This window comes from Streptomyces sp. NPDC037410 (assembly GCF_055602235.1).
In genome coordinates this window covers 76,336-95,431 of record NZ_JBVJWR010000030.1, presented here as the reverse complement: position 1 = coordinate 95,431, position 19,096 = coordinate 76,336, and the positions used below count along the sequence as shown (strand labels likewise).

Below are 19,096 nucleotides of genomic sequence, written 5' to 3'. Positions count from 1 at the left end.
TCCTCCACACCTACAACCACCACCGCTGCCACACCGCACTCGACGGACACCCGCCCATCAGCCGCGTCAACAACCCTGCGGGTCAATACACCTAGATCCAGCTGAGCTCCCACAGGCGCCAGATGCCCGTGCCGTCCGTCAGGTACTGGGAGCCGGCGACCTGGTCCGTGGAGAGGACGTAGTCCGTCTTCTGCCACAGCGGGACCAGCGGCACGTCGGCGGCGACCTCGTTCTGGATCTCCTTGAAGTCGCCCGTCGCCCGGCCACGGTCGCTGTACTGCTGCGTCGAGGCGATCAGGTCGTCGATCTTCTTGCTGGAGAAGCCGTTGTGCAGGGTGTTCTTGGTGCCGACGAGCGGCGCCGTGAAGCTGTCGGAGTCGGGGAAGTCGGGGAGCCAGCCGACGGGGTAGACGTCGTAGCTGCCCTTCGCGTACCCCTTCTGGAAGCTCTGCCAGTCGGCCTCGACGACCTTCACCTTGAACAGGCCGGTCGCCTCCAGCTGCCTCTTGATCTCGGCGGCCTCGGCGGCGTACGTGGCGTCCTTGCGGAAGCCGTAGGTGAACTGCACCGGCGTCTTGATCCCGGCGTCCCTCAGGAGCGACTTGGCCTTCTTCGCGCTCGGCTCCGGGTAGACGTCGTAGAAGGCGGTGCTGTGGCCGACGAAGCCCTGCGGGACGAGGGAGTAGAGCGGCTCGACCGTGCCCTTGTAGGCGCCCTCGGTGATCGCCGGGCGGTCGATGACCGCGGCGACGGCCTGCCGCACGGCCTTGTCGGCCATGGGCGAGCCGGACCGGACGTTGAAGTTGAGGTTGCGGATCTCGGCGCTCTCCGCCTCGGTGACCCGGGTCCCGTCCTTGGTGTCCAGGGACGCGATGAAGCTCGGCGGGAGCTGCCGGTGCGCGACCTGGACGTCCTTCGCCTTGAAGGCCTTGGCGAGGTCCTCGGACTGGGTGAAGTACTTCACGAGGACCGTGTGACCGGCCTTGGTGACGGCGCCCCGGTAGTTCGGGTTGGGCTCAAGGCGCGCGGACTGGCCGGTCTTGTACTCCTTGAGGAGGTACGGCCCCGAGCCGTCGACCGCGGTGCCCTCGCGCAGCTTGTCGGCCGGGTAGTGGTCCTTGTCCACGATCGAGCCCGCGCCCGTGGCCACCTTCAGCGGGAACGTGGCGTCACGGCCGCTCAGGTGGAACGTGACGGTCTGGCCCTCGGCGGAGACGTTCTTCAGGGTCGGGAAGAGCGGCTGCGGGCCGACGTCCGACTTGATGCGCAGCATCCGCTCGAAGGAGTACTTGACGTCCTCGGCGGTGATCTTGCGCCCGTTGGAGAACGTGAGGTCGTCGCGGACCGTGCACTGGTACGTGGTGAGCTTGGTGCCCACGAACTTGCAGCTCTCGGCGGCGTCCGGGACCGGCTGGCTGAGACCCGGCTTGAAGGTCAGCAGCGACTGGAAGACGTTGCTGTACATGGCCCAGGAACCGGCGTCGTAGGCGCCGGCCGGGTCCAGTGACGTCACCTCGTCGGTCGTGCCGACGGTGATGGGATCGGTCCGCTCGCCGTCGGAGGGCAGCAGTTGCCAGCCCCCCACTCCGGCGGCCACCAATACTCCACAAGTGATGAGGATCCGCAGACGGACCGTCGACCGCATTGCCGTGCTTCCTTTTTTTGGTACCACCCCTGATGCGACGGCCCCCGGAAAACGCCGCGATGGCTGCATCCCATCACACGGCTTTCACAGTGGGAAGAGGAAACTTTCACACGACAGGTATATGTCCGGGATATGAGAATTTAAGTCGATGAGCAGCACGTATCAGTAGGTTTGCGGGGAGTGACAACCACCGATCACGCCTGTTTCGAGGCGAGTTCGACGATCGTGATGTCGGAGGGCGCCCCGACCCGGACCGGGGGTCCCCAGGCGCCGGCGCCCCGCGAGACGTACAGCTGGGTGTCCCCGTACCGCTCAAGACCGGCCACGGTCGGGTTGGCCAGCTCGGCGAGGTGGTTCCCGGGCCAGAGCTGACCGCCGTGGGTGTGCCCGGACAGCTGGAGATCCACACCGTGCCGTACGGCGTCGTGGATGACGACCGGCTGGTGCGCGAGGAGCACGGCGGCACGGGACCGGTCGCGGTCGCCGAGGGCCCGCGCGAAGTCGGGGCCCTCGCCGATGCTCTCCCCGGCGACGTCGTCGACACCGGCGAGGTCGAAACCGGCCGGGACCTCCACGCGCGCGTTGCGCAGCGGGTGCAGCCCCAGCTCGCGGACGTGGTCGACCCAGGCGTCGGCGCCCGAGAAGTACTCGTGGTTCCCGGTCACGAAGAAGGAGCCGTGCCGGGCACGCAGCCGGGCGAGCGGCTCGGCGGCCGGCCCGAGGTTCTCGACGGTCCCGTCGACGAGGTCGCCGACGACGGCGATCAGATCGGGCTGGGCGGCGTTGATGGTGTCCACGATCCGCTGGGTGTGGGCGCGACCGAGGATCGGCCCGAGGTGGATGTCGGACACGACGGCGATCCGGTACCCGTGCGCGGCCCGCGGGATCTTGGCGAGCGGCACGGTGACCCGCTTGACCCGCGGCCCCCTCAGCACCCCGTACGTCCCGTACCCGACGGTCCCGACGGCAACGGCGGCAGCGGACCCCGCGACGACCCGGGAGACGAAGAGCCGGCGGGGGAGGTCGGACGCGGGCGCGGATACGGCTACGGGCTCCGCCGGCTCGGCGGCGGGCGCGGTCACGGCCTCCTGCGGTGCGGCGGCAGCGTCGCGGCGGCCCGTCCACGCACGGAGGAGCGGCCGGACGGCCTCGCCCACCACCAGGGCCATGACGAGGTACAGGAGCACGGCGAGCCAGAGGAAGCCCGGCCAGGCGACCACCTGCTGGAGCACGAAGGGCGCGCCCGCCCGCGAGGAGACCAGGGCCGCGATCGAGAGCAGCGGCAGCACCACGACGGCGACCGTCCCGACCCGGCGCGCGAGGCTCCCGGCCACCGTGACGTCCCGCACGAGCCGCCGCCACACGTACCGGTGCACACCACCGAGCAGCGCGAGCACCACGACCAGGACCAGCAGAAAGACGACCACGCCGCCGGAACCCCTCTTCTAGGCGTCCGCGCGGCGCGCGGCGCGGACCCCACGCAACCCGATGACGCCGATCACCGTCCCCAGGACAAAGGACGTGACGGCGAGCAGCAGATGAACCCAGAAGTAGGCCGTCGGGGCGCCGGCGTCGTCGAAGGCGAGGCCGCTCCCGTCCTTCCATAGGTTCTTAGCGAAGGTGACCCAGATGACCCAGCTCCACACTCCGAACGCGAGCAGGAACCAGGAGACGCGGCGGCTGAGCTTCATGGCCCCAGTATCACCGTCGGCCTCCCGGGCTCCGCGTCCGGGTGGACGGGTGCGGGCGAACCGCCTGCCGGGGTTCGGATCGGTTGTGCGTACCTGTACGTTCTCGATCGTGTCTGCTTCGAAGAAGACCGCTTGGGCGGTCGCCGCTGCCGTGTTCCTGCCGTTCGTGACCGCCGCGCCCGCCGCCCATGCGGACGAGAAGGACAAGCAGCCCAAGCCTCCCGCCGTGATGTCCAAGGTCGGCGGGGCCCTGCTCAGCAGGCCGGGGACGCAGGTGCAGCTCGGGGCCGGGGCGCCGGTGCTGCCGAAGGAGCTGTCCGGTCGTTCCTGGATCGTCGCGGACGCGGAGAGCGGGCAGATCCTCGCCTCGCACAACGCGCACTGGCGGCTCGCCCCGGCCTCCACGCTCAAGATGCTCTTCGCGGACACCCTGCTGCCGAAGTTCGCCAACAAGACGCAGAACCACCTGGTCACCAACCAGGACCTGGCCGGCATCGGCGCCGGCTCCAGCCTCGTCGGCATCAAGGAGAAGCAGAGCTACAGCGTCCGCGACCTGTGGCTCGGCGTGTTCCTCCGCTCCGGCAACGACGCCGTGCACGTGCTGACCAGCATGAACGGCGGTCTCCAGCAGACCGTGGCCGACATGAACGACCAGGCCGCCGAGCTCCAGGCGCTCGACACCCACGTCGTCTCCCCGGACGGCTACGACGCCCCGCTCCAGGTCTCCTCCGCGTACGACCTGACGCTGATCGCCCGCCACGGCATGCAGAACCCGGACTTCCGGACGTACGCCGCCACGTCCCGCGCCGCCTTCCCCGGCGAGGCCAAGCCGGGCAAGAAGCGCGAGACCTTCGAGATCCAGAACACCAACCGGCTCCTCACCGGGGACATCGGCGTCGCCCCGTACCCGGGCATCGCCGGCGTCAAGAACGGCAACACCACGCACGCGGGCGCCACCTTCACCGGCGTCGCCGAGCGCAACGGCCGGGTCCTGCTCGTCACCGTCATGAACCCCTCCTCGAACGAGCAGCACGCCGTCTACCGGGAGGCCGCCCGGCTGCTCGACTGGGGCTTCGCCGCCTCCGGGAAGGTGACGCCCGTGGGCGAACTCGTGCCGCCCCGCTCGGCCCGCACCACGCCCACCACCGGCACCGTTCCCGCGCCCGGCAAGAACCACCCGCAGGAGCCGGTCCACGCGGCCGCCCACGCCGCCGAGAAGTCCGGCGGGGTCGGGATCGCGCTGGCCATCGCCGGCGGTGTCCTCGTCCTGCTCGCCGCGGGCGTCTTCCTCGTCAACCGCCGCTGGCCGCTGGCCGCGTCGGCGGCGCGTCGTCGCCGTTCGTCGGCTTCGGAGTCCCAGGAGCCTCAGGAGGCTTCTGAGACTCTTGGGACTCCTGAGGCTCCTGGGTCGAAGGACTCCGCCGGCGTGACTCCGTAGCCGTCCACGCCGCGCAGAACAGCAGCAGTTTCGCGGTGAAGTTGATCCAGAGGAGCAGGGCCACCGGCACGCCGAACGCCCCGTACATCGACTTCGCCGCGACCCCCTTCATGTAGCCGCCGAGCAGCAGCTTCAGCAGTTCAAAGCCGACCGCGCCCATCAGGGCCGCCACCACGAGGTCCCGGCGGCGCGGTTCGACGCCCGGCAGCAGCGTCAGCACGTACAGCAGGATCAGGAAGTCGGCGGCGACGGCGACGGCGACGGCCGCTGCCTGGAGCAGGTAGCCGCCCGCCCCCTCGCCGGAGATGCCGAGGCGGTCGGCGCTCCAGCCCACCGCGGTGGAGCCGAGCCAGGACGCGGCGAGCGAGGCGAGCGCGACACCGCCGAGGCCGACGAGGATCAGCGCGTCCTTGCCCTTGAGCAGGACCGGATTGCCCTCGACGGGGTCGAGGCCCCAGACCGCGCGCAGGCACTCCCGCATGGAGCCGATCCAGCTGATGCCGGTGAGCAGCAGGACGGCGCCGGCGACGAGTCCGACGGTCCCGGCGTTGGCGACGAGTCCGCCGATGTCGAGCTGGTCGGAGATGCCGGGCACCTGGTCGGCGATCTTGTTCTCGATCTTGTCGAGCTGGTCCTTGCTGAGGAGCGCGGCGCCGATCGCGGCGGCGACCGTGATCAGCGGGAACAGGGCGATGAAGGAGATGAAGGTGATCGCGGCGGCGAGCCGCGTCCAGTGCGCCTCGTCGAGGGTCTCGTACGCGTGCCAGCCGTGGGTCCGCATGAGGCGGGCGACCCACGGGCCGATGACGGGGAGTCTGGTCAGCCAGTCCATGTCGTACGTCCACTCCTCGCGCCGTCGGATCACCCGGCCGTCGGATCACCCCGTACGAGAATCCCCCGCCGGGGCTCAGAGACCCGCGACCGACATCCCGTACAGCGCGACCCATGCCAGGCCGATGACGGCGAGCGGCCGGTCGCGCAGGACGACGTCCTCGGGCGCGCCGGCCGTGCCCCGGTCGGCGAAGACCGCGTACCGCAGGACCCCGAGGACGAAGGCGACGACGGAGAGCTGACGCCACGGCAGGGAGGTCGCCGCCGGGCCGGCTTCCAGGGCCCACAGGCAGTAGCCGAGGACGGCGGTGCCGGCCGCGAGCTGCCAGACGAACCGCAGGTAGCCCGTCGTGTACTGGGTGAGCAGTGCGCGCGTGGCGCCCTCGGCGCCCTCCATCTGGACGGCCTCGGAGTACCGCTTGGCGGCGACCATGAAGAGCGCGCCGAAGCCGGTCGTGATGAGGAACCAGCGGGAGAGCGGGATGCCGAGCGCGACCCCGCCGATCATCGCCCGCATCAGGAAGCCGGTGGCGACGACGGCGAGGTCGACGACGAGGACGTGTTTGAGGCGGACGCAGTACGCGACCTGTATGGCGAGGTACGCGGCGAGCAGCGCGGCCGTCAGCGGGCCGCACAGGAGCGCGGCGGCGGTGGCGGAGCCGAGGGCGAGGAGGATCCCGGTGCCGGTGGCGAGGGCGGTGGACACCTGCCCCGAGGCCACGGGGCGGCGGCACTTGGCGGGGTGGGCGCGGTCGGCCTCGGCGTCGCGGGCGTCGTTGAGGAGGTAGACGGCGGAGGCGGCGGCCGTGAACAGGGCGAAGACCAGGGCGAGTCGGGCCCCGGTCTGCCAGGAGCCGAGCCGCCCGGCGGCGGCGGGGGCGGCGAGGACGAGGACGTTCTTGACCCACTGGCGGGGCCGGGCGGTCCTGAGCAGCCCGAGCGCCCGCCCGCCGTGCGCACGCGCGGGCGTGTCCGGTACGGCGGCGGTCGCGGCGAGCACGGCGGTCCCGCCGCCCCGCCCGGTCACGGGCCGACCTCCGCGCGCGTGAGGAGGGAGCGGCCCGCGGCGGCCGTGGCGGCGCCGAGGAGGGCGCCGGCGGCGACGTCGCTCGGGTAGTGGACGCCGACGACGAGCCGGGAGAGGCACATCGCGAGGGCCGGCGGGGCGGCGAGCCGGCCGGCGGCCGGGTGGAGTGCGCCGAAGACGACGACCGCGGCGGCGGCGGAGGTGGCGTGGGAGCTGGGGAAGGAGTGCCGGCCGGCGGTGCGGACGAGGGGCTCGTACGTCTCCGGGGCCGGCCGGGGGCGCCGTACGAGCCGCTTGACGCCCATGCTGGCGAGGTGCGAGGCGGTGATCAGGGCGGTGCCCCGCAGCCACCGGTCGCGCCGCGGCCGGTCGACGGCGGCGGCGAGGAGCCCGGCCCCGAGCCAGAGGGCCCCGTGCTCACCGCTGTGGGAGAGCCAACGGGCGACGAGGGCCACGCCGGGGCGGCGCCCGCAGGAGCGGAGGAGGGCGAGGAGACGGTGGTCGGCGCCGGGGGTGCGGGGCGGGGCGGGCGGGCGGCGGCGGTCGGCGCCAGACATGCCGGGCAGCGGGCGGTGGGCGGCGCCGGTCGTGGCGGGCGGGGCAGGCGGGGCAGGCGGGGCAGGCGGGGCAGGCGGGGCAGGCGGGGCAGGCGGGGCAGGCGGGGCAGGCGGCCGGAGGCTGTCGGCGCCGGTCGTGCCCGGCGGGGCGTAGTCCTTCGTGTCGGGTCGTTCGGGTGCGGGCAGGGTCGGCTCGCGCATCCGTGTTCGTCCCCCTTCGGGGCTCGCCGTTCGGGTCGGTCACTCGCGACTCTGGCGCGGGCCGGCCGCCGAGGAGGCCAGGACTCTTGTATGACACTCCTTTAATCACCCATTTCGACGAACCGCACGAACCGCTCCGCAATACCCGCATAAGCCGCAGACCCGGCTATACGGTCACCCCCATGGCTGTCGAGACCCGCGTCCTGGACGACGACTGCGAAGCGATCACCGGCTGGGGCCGCACCGCCCCCACCCTCGCGCGCGTGCACCGGCCCCGTGGGCGCGCCGAGGCCGTCGAGGCGGTGCTCGGCGCGGGCCCCCGGGGCGCCGTCGCCCGCGGTCTCGGCCGGGCGTACGGCGACGCCGCGCAGAACGCCGGCGGCACCGTCCTCGACATGACGGGCCTCGACCGGATCCTGGCCGTCGACACGACCGCCGGGCTCGTCGTCTGCGAGGCGGGCGTCAGCCTGCACCGGCTGATGGAGGCGCTGCTGCCCCTCGGCTGGTTCGTCCCGGTCACCCCCGGCACCCGGTACGTGACCGTCGGCGGCGCGATCGGCGCCGACATCCACGGCAAGAACCACCACGTCTCGGGCTCCTTCGGCCGGCACGTGACCGCGCTCGAACTCCTCACCGCCGACGGCGAGATCCGGACCGTGCTGCCCGGGACCCCGCTCTTCGACGCGACCACCGGCGGCATGGGCCTGACCGGCGTGATCCTCTCCGCCACCCTGCGGCTGCTGCCCGTCGAGACCTCCCTGATGCGCGTGGACACGGAGCGCGTCCCCGGCCTCGACGAGCTGATGGCCCGGCTCACCGACGGCGACCACCGGTACCGCTACTCCGTCGCCTGGATCGACCTGCTCGCCCGGGGCGCCGCCACCGGCCGCGCCGTCCTGACGCGCGGCGACCACGCCCCGTACGACGCGCTGCCCCGCCGCCACCGGGCCCGCCGCGCACCGCTCGCCTTCCGGCCGGGGCGGCTGCCCGCGCCGCCGCGGCACGTCCCCGGCGGGCTGCTCGGCCGCACGTCCGTCGGGCTCTTCAACGAACTCTGGTACCGCTCGGCCCCCCGCACCGCCACCGGCCGCCTCCAGTCGCTGCCGTCCTTCTTCCACCCCCTCGACGGCGTCCCGCACTGGAACCGGATCTACGGGCCCGGGGGCTTCGTCCAGTACCAGTTCGTCGTCCCGTACGGGCGGGAGGAGACCCTCCGGCGGATCGTGCGCCGGATCGCGGACCGGGGCTGCCCGTCCTTCCTCGCCGTCCTGAAGCGCTTCGGCGCCGGCGATCCGGGCTGGCTGTCCTTCCCCCTCCCCGGCTGGACCCTCGCCCTCGACCTCCCCACCGGACTCCCCGGCCTCGGCCGCTTCCTCGACGCGCTCGACGAGGAGGTCGTGAGCGCCGGCGGCCGGGTCTACCTCGCCAAGGACTCCCGGGTCCGGCCGGAGGTCCTCGCCGCGATGTACCCGCGGCTCGACGAGTTCCGGGCGCTGCGCGCGGCGCTCGACCCCCGGTCCGTCCTCACCTCGGACCTCGCCCGCCGTCTCCGTCTCTAGATGCTCCAGGAGTTCCCGTGAAGGACGCCTTCGGTGCCCCGCAGTCCCTGCTCGTCCTCGGCGGCACCTCCGAGATCGGGCTCGCCACCGCACGGCGGCTGATCGCGCGCCGCACCCGTGTGGTCTGGCTGGCCGGCCGGCCCTCCCCCGCGCTGACGGCCGCCGCGGACTCGCTGCGCGCGCTCGGGGCGGACGTGCGCACCGTGCCCTTCGACGCGCTCGACACCGAGTCGCACGAGGAGCGGCTCGGGAAGGTCTTCACGGAGGGCGACATCGACATGGTGCTGCTCGCCTTCGGGGTCCTCGGCGACCAGGCGCGCGACGAGTCCGATCCGGTCGCCGCCGTCCGGGTCGCGCAGACCAACTACACGGGCGCCGTCTCGGCCGGTCTGGTGTGCGCGGGCGCGCTCCAGGCGCAGGGGCACGGTTCGCTGGTGGTGCTGTCGTCGGTGGCGGGCGAGCGGGCGCGCCGCGCCAACTTCATCTACGGCTCGTCGAAGGCGGGCCTCGACGCCTTCGCGCAGGGCCTCGGGGACGCGCTGCACGGCACGGGCGTGCACGTCATGGTCGTACGGCCCGGGTTCGTACGGTCGAAGATGACGGCCGGGCTCGCGGAGGCGCCGCTCGCGACGACCCCGGAGGCGGTCGCGGGCGCGATCGAACTGGGGCTGCGGCGGCGCTCGGAGACGGTGTGGGTGCCGGGGGCGCTGCGGATGGTGATGAGCGCGGTACGGCACGTGCCGAGGCCGCTGTTCCGGCGCCTGCCGATGTGACGTACGGCTCCCGTCGGACGGGCCCTACGCCGTCGGCGCGGGCGTGTCCACCGGGCTGCCGCCCTGCGCCGGGACCGCCGAGATGGGGCGGCCGCTGCCGAACTCGTAGTCGTACAGCTTCCGCCACACGCCGTCCGGGCCCTGCTCGTACAGCGCGAAGGAGCGGCAGGTCCAGGCCGCCTCGAAGCCGGCGAGCTCCTCGAACGCCCGGTCCATCCCCTCCTCGGAGATGCCGTGCGCCACGGTGACGTGCGGGTGGTACGGGAACTGGAGGTCGCGCGCGAGGGGGCCGGCCTCGTCCCTGATCAGCTCCTGGAGCCGGTTGCAGCAGGGCACGCCCGCCGCAAGGGTCACGAAGACGACCGGGGAGAGCGGACGGAAGGTGCCGGTGCCCTCGAGCCGCACCGGGAACGGCTGGTGGTCGGCGGCGACGCCCGCGAGGTGCGCCTCGATCTCCGGCAGCCGCTCCTCGGGGACCTCGGTCGGCGGGACCAGGGTGACGTGCGTGGGGATGCCGTACGCGGCCGGGTCCCCGAAGCCGGCGCGCCGCTCCTGGAGCAGGCTGCCGTAGGGCTCCGGGACCGCGATCGAAACGCCGAGCGTTACGGTCCCCACGTCGTTCTCCTCCGTCGTCCGTCGAGATGTGTACGGGTGGTGCAGCGCCAGTGTGCGGCCTGCACCACCCTTTCGGCCAGGGTCCTCGGACTCGGTGCCGTCTCCGTGCCGTCTCAGTGCTTCGCGGGCAGGAAGCCGATGCGCTCGTAGGTCTGCGCCAGCGTCTCCGCGGCGACCGCGCGGGCCTTCTCGGCTCCCTTGGCCAGGACCGAGTCCAGCGTCTCCGGGTCGTCCAGGTATTCCTGGGTGCGGTCCCGGAACGGCGTGACGAAGTCCACCATGACCTCGGCGAGATCCGTCTTCAGGGCGCCGTACATCTTGCCCTCGTAGCTCTTCTCCAGGTCCTCCACGGACGTGGAGGTGAGCGTGGACATGATGCTGAGCAGGTTGGAGACGCCGGCCTTGTTCTCCGGGTCGAAGCGGATCACCGTGTCGGTGTCGGTGACGGCGCTCTTGACCTTCTTCGCGGTGACCTTCGGGTCGTCCAGGAGGTTGATGAGGCCCTTCGGCGTGGACGCCGACTTGCTCATCTTGATCGTCGGGTCCTGGAGGTCGAAGATCTTCCCCGTCTCCTTGAGGATGTACGGCTTGGGGATCGTGAACGTCTCGCCGAAGCGGCCGTTGAAGCGCTCCGCGAGGTCGCGGGTCAGCTCGATGTGCTGGCGCTGGTCCTCGCCGACCGGGACCTCGTGGGCCTGGTAGAGCAGGATGTCCGCGACCTGGAGGATCGGGTACGTGAAGAGGCCGACGCTCGCGTTGCCGGCGCCCTGCTTCGCGGACTTGTCCTTGAACTGGGTCATGCGGGACGCCTCGCCGAAGCCGGTGAGGCAGTTCATGACCCAGGCGAGCTGAGCGTGCTCGGGGACGTGGCTCTGGATGAAGAGGGTGCAGCGCTCCGGGTCGAGACCGGCGGCGAGCAGCTGGGCGGCGGCGAGCCGGGTGTTGGCGCGCAGCGCGGCGGGGTCCTGCGGGACCGTGATCGCGTGCAGGTCGACGACCATGTAGAACGCGTCGTGGGTCTCCTGCAGGGCGACCCACTGGCGGACGGCGCCGAGGTAGTTGCCGAGGTGGAACGAGCCTGCGGTGGGCTGGATTCCGGAGAGCACACGGGGACTGTCAGAGGCCATGCACATCATTGTCTCAGGTGTGCGGGCGGTTCCCGGCCCGCCGGTGTCCCCGTCTCACCGACAGCCGGTGAGACGAGGACCACACGTCCCGGGATCAGACCGGGAGGCCCGGGGCCGGGTAGGCGGCCATGAGGGCGGCGACCTCGGCGCGGACGGCGGCGAGGGTGTCCTCGTCGCCGGTGCCGGCGGCGGTGACGGCGCGGTCGATCCACGCGGCGACCTCGGCCATGTGGTCCGGGGTGAGGCCGCGGGAGGTGAGGGAGGGGGTGCCGATGCGGATGCCGGAGGGGTCGAAGGGCTTCCGCGGGTCGTACGGGACGGTGTTGTAGTTGACGACGATCCCGGCCCGGTCGAGGGCCTTCGCGGCGATCTTGCCCGGGACCTGCCGGGAGGTGAGGTCGATCAGGATCAGGTGGTTGTCGGTGCCGCCGGAGACGAGGTCGAAGCCGCGGGCGAGGAGTGCCTCGGCGAGGGCCTTGGCGTTGGCGACGACGGCGTGGGCGTAGTCGCGGAAGGCGGGCTGGGAGGCCTCGCGGAGGGCGACGGCGATGGCGGCGGTGGTCTGGTTGTGCGGGCCGCCCTGGAGGCCGGGGAAGACGGCCTTGTCGAGGGCCTTGGCGTGCTCCTCGCGGGACATCAGCATGGCACCGCGCGGGCCGCGGAGGGTCTTGTGGGTGGTGGTGGAGATGACGTCCACGTGCCCGACCGGGGAGGGGTGGGCGCCGCCCGCGATCAGGCCGGCGATGTGGGCGATGTCGGCGACGAGGACGGCGCCGGACTCGCGGGCGATCTCGCCGAAGGCGGCGAAGTCGATGGTGCGGGGCAGCGCGGTGCCGCCGCAGAAGATGACCTTCGGGCGTTCCTTGAGGGCGAGGTCGCGGACCTGGTCGAAGTCGATGAGGCCGTCGTCCTTGCGTACGCCGTACTGCACGCCCCGGAACCAGCTGCCGGTGGCGGAGACGCCCCAGCCGTGGGTGAGGTGGCCGCCCATGGGCAGGGCCATGCCCATGACGGTGTCGCCGGGCTTCGCGAAGGCGAGGTAGACGGCGAGGTTGGCCGGGGAGCCGGAGTAGGGCTGGACGTTGGCGTGGTCGACGCCGAAGAGGGCCTTGGCGCGCTCGATCGCGAGGGTCTCGACCTGGTCGATGTTCTGCTGGCCCTCGTAGTAGCGGCGGCCGGGGTAGCCCTCGCTGTACTTGTTCTGGAGGACGGTGCCGGAGGCTTCGAGGACGGCGGCGGAAGCGTAGTTCTCGCTGGGGATGAGGCGCAGGGTCTCGGCCTGGAGCCGTTCCTCGGCGCCGACGAGGGCGGCGAGCTCGGGGTCGGCTGCGGCGAGGGCGGGGTGCTGCTGCGGGGCGGTCATGGTGCGGTCCTCCGGGCGTGCGGTGGAACGGTCCCGGGGCTGAGGTGCGCACGGGACCGGGGGCCCGTGATGCCCAGGCGAGCGGCACCTCGTGTGGTGGAGCGCGCGCGGCTCCCCCGGGGTCGCTTCCCCGTACGCCAGTCGCCGTGCGTGTTTCCACAGTATCGGGTGCCTGGTCCAGCCTGGCCGACCAGGCACCCGCTCGGCGGGCGCGCCGTCGCCGAGGTTTCCCTGCCCGGCATCCGAGCGACGATAAGAAGGGGGCCACAGCCCCTGGGTCACCCCCGATCCGCAGGACGAACGGAGATCCCGTGTCGAGGACAGAAGACGCGATCGCTTCCGCGGACGCGCACAGCGCACACAACTACCACCCCCTTCCGGTCGTCGTCGCCTCGGCGGACGGCGCCTGGATGACCGATGTCGAGGGCCGTCGCTACCTCGACATGCTCGCCGGGTACTCGGCGCTCAACTTCGGGCACGGCAACCGGCGTCTGATCGACGCGGCGAAGGCGCAGCTGGAGCGGGTGACGCTGACCTCGCGCGCCTTCCACCACGACCGCTTCGCCGAGTTCTGCACGCGCCTTGCGGAGCTGTGCGGCAAGGAGGCGGTGCTGCCGATGAACACGGGGGCGGAGGCGGTCGAGACGGCCGTGAAGACCGCCCGGAAGTGGGGGTACGAGGTGAAGGGCGTGCCGGACGGGCACGCGAAGATCGTGGTCGCCGCGAACAACTTCCACGGCCGGACGACGACGATCGTGAGCTTCTCGACGGACCACGAGGCGCGGGACCACTTCGGGCCCTACACGCCGGGGTTCGAGATCGTGCCGTACGGGGACCTGACGGCGATGGAGGCGGCGGTCACCGAGAACACGGTGGCGGTGCTGCTCGAACCGATCCAGGGCGAGGCGGGGGTCCTGGTCCCGCCGGCCGGCTATCTGGCGGGGGTGCGGGAGCTGACCCGGCGGCGGAACGTGCTGTTCATGGCGGACGAGATCCAGTCGGGTCTGGGCCGGACGGGACGGACGTTCGCGTGCGAGCACGAGGGGGTGGTGCCGGACGTGTACATCCTGGGGAAGGCGCTGGGCGGCGGCGTGGTGCCGGTGTCGGCGGTGGTGGCCGACCGTGACGTCCTCGGGGTGTTCCGGCCGGGGGAGCACGGGTCGACGTTCGGCGGGAACCCGCTGGCGTGCGCGGTGGCCCTGGAGGTGATCGCGATGCTGCGGACGGGCGAGTTCCAGGAGCGGGCGGCGGAGCTGGGCGAGCACCTGCACGCGGAGCTGGGGCTGCTCGTGGGCGGCGGCGCGGTGGAGGCGGTGCGCGGGCGCGGTCTCTGGGCCGGGGTGGACATCGTGCCGTCGAAGGGCACGGGCCGGGAGATCTCGGAGAAGCTGATGGCGCGCGGGGTCCTGGTGAAGGACACGCACGGTTCGACGATCCGGATCGCTCCGCCGCTGGTCATCTCGAAGGAGGACCTGGACTGGGGCCTGGAGCAGCTGAGGGGGGTGCTCTCGGACTGACGGGGTCAGCTGGGGAGAGGGCGGCGAGCGGTCCGGTCCGGACCGCTCGGGTCCGTTTCCAGAGGGCGGCGAGCGACAGGAGGGGGCTCAACTCGGCGCATTGACACGGCACTTGGTCTAGGCCAATGATGCCGCCATGCCGAGACTCCGTCTGCGTCACGCCGTGCGTGCCGCGCTCGCCGCCCTCGTCCCGCTCGCGCTCCTCGGCGCGGTCGCCGGACCCGCGCACGCCGCCCCGGAGGGCGCCTGGCCCGAGCCCGTCCCGGTGGTCTCGCACGTCGAGACCACCGACCCGGTCGTCTTCATCACCATCGACGACGGCTGGTACCACGACCCGGCGGCCGCGAAACTGCTGCTCGACCGCCGGGTGCCCGCCTCGCTCTTCCTGCTCCCGGGGGCGTACTCGTACGACTCCGGCTACTTCCACACCCTGCTCGACCAGGGCCGCTCCCGCGTCGAGAACCACACCGTCGGCCACCCCGACCTGACCACCCTCGACGCCGCCGGGCAGAAGGCGGAGGTCTGCGGGGCCCGCGACCGGCACCTCGCGGAGTTCGGCGACGGGCCGCGGCTGCTGCGCCCGCCGTACGGCACGTACGACGCGACCACCCGGACCACCGCCCGCGCCTGCGGGGCGAAGGCCCTGGTGACCTGGACGTACGACCTCACGACCTGGGGCCAGTGGACCCCGCCGACCCCGTCGCCGAAGGCCGGCGACATCATCCTGCTGCACTTCAACGAGACGGTGACGCAGGACCTCCAGCGGGCCCTGGACGCGGCCGAGGCCGCCGGTCTCACGCCCGCGCCGCTGCGGGACTACGTCCCCGAGTAGGCCCTAAAGGATCACGTGCGGGAGGAAGCGGGCGTACTCGTCGGTGACGAGCCCCGCCGACTCCCGGATCCCGAGCCCCGCCGCCTCGTCCTCGACGACCCACGCGCCGAGCACCACCCGGTTGCCGTCGAAGTCGGGCAGCGGGGCCAGCTCCTGGTAGCAGCAGGCCTCCCCGTCCCGTACGAACGGCTCCGTGCCGGCCTCGTGCAGGGTGACACCCGCGCCCTCGCGGCCGAGCAGCGGCTTGGCGACCCAGCCGGTCGTGGAGGCGAGTTCGCGCGGGCCGTCGAGGTAGGCGGGCAGCAGGTTCGGGTGGCCCGGGTTCAGCTCCCACAGGATCGCGAGGAGCGCCTTGTTGGAGAGCAGCATCTTCCAGGCGGGTTCGATCCAGCAGGTGGTGCCGGTGCCGCCGCCGTTGTCGAGGGTGTCCAGGACGTGCGGGCCGAAGCGGTCGGTGGTCAGCCACTCCCACGGGTAGAGCTTGAAGCAGCTGCGGAGGAAGCGGAGCCGGTCGTCCACGAAGCGGCGCGAGAGCCGGTCCCAGCCGATCCGCTCCACGGAGAGCATCTCCGTGTCGAGCCCAGCCTGCTGGGCGGTCTCGCGCAGGTACGCGACCGTCATCAGGTCCTCGCCGAGCTCGTCGCCGTCCGAGTGGGCGAAGTGGACGGGACCGGGCGGAAGCAGCGGGGCCTGGCGCCGCCAGGCGTCGACGAGCCGCTCGTGGAGGGAGTTCCACTGGTCGGCGCCGGGGAACCGCTCCTCCATCCAGAACCACTGCGGGCTCGCGGCCTCCACCAGGGAGGTCGGGGTGTCGGCGTTGTACTCCAGCATCTTCGCCGGGCCCGTGCCGTCGTAGCGCAGGTCGAAGCGGCCGTACAGGGAGGGGAGCTCGGCCCGCCGCCGCCAGGACTCGGCGACGAGCCCCGCCAGCCTCGGGTCGGTGATCCCGAGCTCGGCGAAGCGGTCGTGCTCGACGATGTGCGCGGCCGCCGCCAGGCACAGCGCGTGCAGCTCCTCGACGACCTCCTCCAGGGCCTCGACCTCGGGCAGCGAGAAGGAGTAGTACGCGCTCTCGTCCCAGTACGGGCGCAGCGAACCGTCCGGGTGGCGGGTCAGCGGATAGACGAGACCCTGCTCCTCGACGGTCTGCTGCCAGCCGGGCCGGGGCTCGATGGTGTGCCGTTCCATGGTGTGTCCCGGCCCGCCTCAGCCGCCGCCGGTGCCCGAGCAGCCGAAGCCGCCGGTGTCGACGGCGGTCTTGTCGAAGCTGCCGCCGCTGACGCGCCTGTCGCGGACGGAACCGCCGTAGTAGTACTGGCCGCGGGCGGTGCTGCCGTTGTCGTCGTCGCCGCCTCCGCCGCTCTCGCAGCGGTAGCTGGGCAGCTCCTCCCGGGTCAGCGGGTCCACACACCGCCGGTCCGGCTCCGAACCGCACGCGGTGATCGTCGCCGCGAGCACACCCATCCCGCCGAGCACCACCGTGCTCGACCTCAGCCTGCGCATGTCCGCCGCCTCCCCTTCACCGCGTCACGCCTTCACGCGTCACGTCTTCACCGCGTCACGTCCTTCGCGACCGCACAGTGTAGGCCGGTGATTTCCGGCCTCAGGATCTAGAGTCCTTTCGTGCTCCTCGGGATGATTTGCGCGCTCGCCTCGTCCGTCTGCTTCGGCGCGGCCTCGGTCCTCCAGGCGATGGCGGCCCGCGCCGCCGAGCCCGGAACGGGCAGTGGCGTCGACGTCGCGCTGATGTGGCGGGCCCTGCGGCAGTGGCGCTATCTCGCCGGCCTCGGCGCGGACGGACTGGGCTTCGTGCTGCAGATCGTGGCACTGCGGACGCTGCCCATCTACGTGGTGGGCGCGGCCCTCGCCGCGAGTCTGGCGGTCACGGCGGTCATCGCCTCCCGCGTCCTGGACGTGCGGCTGAGCCGGGTGGAGTGGTGGGCCGTGGCCGTCGTCTGCGCGGGGCTCGCGATGCTGGCGCTCGCCTCCGGCAAGGAGGGCCACCGGGACGGCTCGGAGGCGCTGCGCTGGGCGCTGCTCGGGATCTCCTTCGGCGTGCTGCTGCTCGGCGTCGTGGCGGGGCGGCTGCCGGAGCGGTCCCGTGCCCTCGTCCTCGGCCTCGGGGCGGGGTTCGGCTTCGGGGTGGTGGAGATCGCGGTCCGGCTGATCGACGGCATCGACTTCACCGACCCCGTCTGGTACGCGCTCCTCGTCGGCGGCGGGGCCGCGTTCATGCTGCTGACCTCGGCGCTCCAGCGCGGCTCGGTGACGACGGCGACGGCGGGCGCGGTGCTCGGCGAGACGATCGGACCCGCGATCGTCGGGGTGGCCTGGCTCGGGGACCGTACGCGGGAGGGGCTCGACTGGCTGGCGATCCTCGGCTTCGCCGTGGCGGTGGCGGGCTCCCTGACCCTGGCCCGCTTCGGCGAGGCACCGGCCCCGGAGCCTGCCCGGGAGCCGGCGGCACCGCCGCTCTAGGGCAGCACCCCGCACAGGGCCTGGAGCGCGCCCTGCCAGCCGCTGTCCGGGGGTGTGGCGTAGCCGACGACGAGGCCGTCGAGGGTGGGCGGCACCGTGGGGCGGCGGAACCGGTTGACGCCCTGGACGGCCAGGCCGCGCCAGGCGGCGGCCCGCAGGGTGGCCTGCTCGGTGCCGGGCGGCAGGGCGAGGACGGCGTGGAGGCCGGCCGCGATGCCGCTGACCCGGGTCTCGGGCGAGTGCGCGGCGACGGCCTCCACCAGCTGGTCGCGGCGCCGCCGGTAGCGCAGCCGCATCGCCCGCACATGCCGGTCGTACGCCCCCGAGCGCAGGTACTCGGCGAACGCCAGCTGGTCCGGCGCGCTCGACGACCAGTCCACGACCCCCTTCGCCGCCGCGACCTCCTCGGCCAGGTCCTGCGGCAGGACCATCCAGGCGAGGCGGAGCCCGGGCGCGAGGGACTTGCTCGCGGTTCCGAAGTAGACGACGCGCTCGGGGTCGAGGCCCTGGAGCGCGCCGACCGGCTGCCGGTCGTAGCGGAACTCCCCGTCGTAGTCGTCCTCCAGGACGAAGCCGCCGGAGGCCCGCGCCCAGTCGACGACCGCCGCCCTGCGGTCCGGGGGCAGGGCGCCGCCAAGGGGGTACTGGTGGGCGGCCGTCATGAGGACGGCCCCGCACCCGTCGAGCCCGGACAGCTCGTCGGTGCGCGTGCCGCGCTCGTCGAAGGACAGGGCGGGGGTGTCGAGTCCGGCCCGGCGCAGGAGGCCGTCGTGCAGCCAGAGTCCGTACGACTCGACGGCCACGTCCCGGACGCCCCGGGCCCGCAGCACGTCGCCGATCAGGGTCAGGCCGTGCACGAAGCCCGCGCAGATCACGATCCGCTCGGGCCGGGCGTGCACGCCCCGGGCGCGGGCGAGGTACTCGGCGAGGGCGGTGCGCAGTTCGGGGCGGCCGCGCGGATCGCCGTACCCGAAGGCCTCGTTGGGGGCGTCGGTGAGGGCCCGGCGGTACGCCTTGAGCCACTCGGCGCGGGGGAAGGAGGCGAGGTCGGGGGTGCCGGACTGCAGGTTGTGCACGGGCGCGCCGGGGCGGGCCCGGCCGGTGCCGGGATGCGGGGGCGGCGGGGTGGACGAGGTGGACGGCGCCGGTGTCCGGGGCGTGGCGCGGCGGGCGACGCGGGTGCCGGAGCCCTGTCGGGCGGTGAGCCAGCCCTCGGCGACCAGTTCCGCGTAGGCGTCGGCGACGGTGTTGCGGGCCATGCCGAGGTCGGCGGCGAGCGAGCGGGAGGACGGCAGCCGGGTGCCGGCCTCCAGGCGCCCGCTGCGGACCGCCTCCCGCAGGGCGTCCATCAGGCCGGTGCGGAGCCGGGTGCCGCGGAGTTCCAGATGGAGGTCGGCCCCGAAAGTGGACCACTCGTTCGCCATGGAAATGGACCATACTCC

17 protein-coding genes, 1 pseudogene and 1 riboswitch are annotated in these 19,096 nt (G+C 72.8%); of the genes and pseudogenes, 6 read left to right on the top strand and 12 right to left on the bottom strand.

Annotated features, from left to right (window positions below):
• Nucleotides 1-91: 91 nt before the first annotated feature.
• From ACZ7HT_RS34040 to ACZ7HT_RS34030, 3 genes are all read right to left on the bottom strand, one after another.
• Complete coding sequence (locus ACZ7HT_RS34040) at nt 92-1,645, bottom strand: ABC transporter substrate-binding protein (protein WP_471173183.1); 1,554 nt, start codon at nt 1,643-1,645, stop codon at nt 92-94.
• Nucleotides 1,646-1,839: 194 nt separating this feature from the next.
• The gene (locus ACZ7HT_RS34035; RefSeq protein ID WP_471173182.1) at nt 1,840-3,072 is read right to left on the bottom strand and encodes a metallophosphoesterase; all 1,233 of its coding nucleotides are present in this window, start codon (nt 3,070-3,072) and stop codon (nt 1,840-1,842) included.
• Nucleotides 3,073-3,090: 18 nt separating this feature from the next.
• Nucleotides 3,091-3,336, bottom strand: a complete 246-nt coding sequence (locus ACZ7HT_RS34030; RefSeq protein ID WP_471173181.1) for an SCO4848 family membrane protein — start codon at nt 3,334-3,336, stop codon at nt 3,091-3,093.
• Here ACZ7HT_RS34030 and ACZ7HT_RS34025 point away from each other — a divergent pair.
• A pseudogene (locus ACZ7HT_RS34025) lies at nt 3,275-4,339 on the top strand (D-alanyl-D-alanine carboxypeptidase); the annotation flags it as partial. The gene ACZ7HT_RS34030 and the pseudogene ACZ7HT_RS34025 sit on opposite strands and share 62 nt — an antisense overlap.
• A 289-nt stretch (nt 4,340-4,628) precedes the next feature.
• Here the strand turns inward: ACZ7HT_RS34025 and ACZ7HT_RS34020 are convergent.
• The 3 genes from ACZ7HT_RS34020 to ACZ7HT_RS34010 all read right to left on the bottom strand — a co-directional run bounded on the left by ACZ7HT_RS34020 (nt 4,629) and on the right by ACZ7HT_RS34010 (nt 7,189).
• Nucleotides 4,629-5,606: a YihY/virulence factor BrkB family protein gene (locus tag ACZ7HT_RS34020; RefSeq protein ID WP_471173190.1), complete on the bottom strand. Its 978-nt coding sequence runs from the start codon at nt 5,604-5,606 to the stop codon at nt 4,629-4,631.
• A gap of 75 nt (nt 5,607-5,681) precedes the next feature.
• On the bottom strand, nt 5,682-6,605 hold the full coding sequence (locus tag ACZ7HT_RS34015; RefSeq protein ID WP_471173188.1) for a decaprenyl-phosphate phosphoribosyltransferase: 924 nt from the start codon (nt 6,603-6,605) through the stop codon (nt 5,682-5,684).
• Between the two features lie 23 nt (nt 6,606-6,628).
• Nucleotides 6,629-7,189 (bottom strand): phosphatase PAP2 family protein, encoded by a 561-nt coding sequence (locus ACZ7HT_RS34010; protein WP_471173179.1) that lies wholly within the window; start codon nt 7,187-7,189, stop codon nt 6,629-6,631.
• Between the two features lie 383 nt (nt 7,190-7,572).
• On the opposite strand from ACZ7HT_RS34010, the gene ACZ7HT_RS34005 reads away from it, so the two are divergent.
• Both ACZ7HT_RS34005 and ACZ7HT_RS34000 read left to right on the top strand, forming a co-directional pair.
• Complete coding sequence (locus ACZ7HT_RS34005) at nt 7,573-8,949, top strand: FAD-binding protein (RefSeq protein ID WP_471173177.1); 1,377 nt, start codon at nt 7,573-7,575, stop codon at nt 8,947-8,949.
• Between the two features lie 17 nt (nt 8,950-8,966).
• Nucleotides 8,967-9,722, top strand: coding sequence for a decaprenylphospho-beta-D-erythro-pentofuranosid-2-ulose 2-reductase (locus ACZ7HT_RS34000; protein ID WP_471173175.1), 756 nt, complete (start codon nt 8,967-8,969; stop codon nt 9,720-9,722).
• 24 nt (nt 9,723-9,746) lie between these two features.
• On the opposite strand, the gene ACZ7HT_RS33995 is transcribed toward ACZ7HT_RS34000, so the two are convergent.
• The 3 genes from ACZ7HT_RS33995 to ACZ7HT_RS33985 form a co-directional block, all read right to left on the bottom strand.
• Entirely contained in the window at nt 9,747-10,337 is a 591-nt protein-coding gene (locus ACZ7HT_RS33995; RefSeq protein WP_471173173.1) for a 2'-5' RNA ligase family protein, read from the bottom strand.
• Nucleotides 10,338-10,450: 113 nt separating this feature from the next.
• The gene (gene trpS, locus ACZ7HT_RS33990) at nt 10,451-11,464 is read right to left on the bottom strand and encodes a tryptophan--tRNA ligase (protein WP_471173171.1); all 1,014 of its coding nucleotides are present in this window, start codon (nt 11,462-11,464) and stop codon (nt 10,451-10,453) included.
• Between the two features lie 94 nt (nt 11,465-11,558).
• On the bottom strand, nt 11,559-12,827 hold the full coding sequence (locus ACZ7HT_RS33985; protein ID WP_471173169.1) for a serine hydroxymethyltransferase: 1,269 nt from the start codon (nt 12,825-12,827) through the stop codon (nt 11,559-11,561).
• Nucleotides 12,828-12,891: 64 nt separating this feature from the next.
• Nucleotides 12,892-12,982: riboswitch (ZMP/ZTP riboswitch) on the bottom strand.
• Nucleotides 12,983-13,138: 156 nt separating this feature from the next.
• Between ACZ7HT_RS33985 and rocD the strand changes: the two genes are divergently transcribed.
• Both rocD and ACZ7HT_RS33975 read left to right on the top strand, forming a co-directional pair.
• Nucleotides 13,139-14,344: an ornithine--oxo-acid transaminase gene (gene rocD, locus ACZ7HT_RS33980; RefSeq protein WP_471173168.1), complete on the top strand. Its 1,206-nt coding sequence runs from the start codon at nt 13,139-13,141 to the stop codon at nt 14,342-14,344.
• Nucleotides 14,345-14,480: 136 nt separating this feature from the next.
• Entirely contained in the window at nt 14,481-15,176 is a 696-nt protein-coding gene (locus ACZ7HT_RS33975) for a polysaccharide deacetylase family protein (RefSeq protein ID WP_471173166.1), read from the top strand.
• Between the two features lie 3 nt (nt 15,177-15,179).
• Here the strand turns inward: ACZ7HT_RS33975 and ACZ7HT_RS33970 are convergent, their stop codons facing one another.
• Complete coding sequence (locus ACZ7HT_RS33970) at nt 15,180-16,364, bottom strand: glutathionylspermidine synthase family protein (protein WP_471173164.1); 1,185 nt, start codon at nt 16,362-16,364, stop codon at nt 15,180-15,182.
• Nucleotides 16,365-16,382: 18 nt separating this feature from the next.
• A complete protein-coding gene (locus ACZ7HT_RS33965) occupies nt 16,383-16,679 on the bottom strand; it encodes a hypothetical protein (protein WP_471173163.1) in 297 nt (98 codons plus the stop codon).
• A 132-nt stretch (nt 16,680-16,811) separates the two neighbouring features.
• Between ACZ7HT_RS33965 and ACZ7HT_RS33960 the strand changes: the two genes are divergently transcribed.
• On the top strand, nt 16,812-17,654 hold the full coding sequence (locus tag ACZ7HT_RS33960) for a hypothetical protein (RefSeq protein WP_471173187.1): 843 nt from the start codon (nt 16,812-16,814) through the stop codon (nt 17,652-17,654).
• On the opposite strand, the gene pdxR is transcribed toward ACZ7HT_RS33960, so the two are convergent.
• A complete protein-coding gene (pdxR, locus tag ACZ7HT_RS33955) occupies nt 17,651-19,078 on the bottom strand; it encodes a MocR-like pyridoxine biosynthesis transcription factor PdxR (RefSeq protein ID WP_471173161.1) in 1,428 nt (475 codons plus the stop codon). The genes ACZ7HT_RS33960 and pdxR overlap by 4 nt on opposite strands.
• Nucleotides 19,079-19,096: the final 18 nt, after the last annotated feature.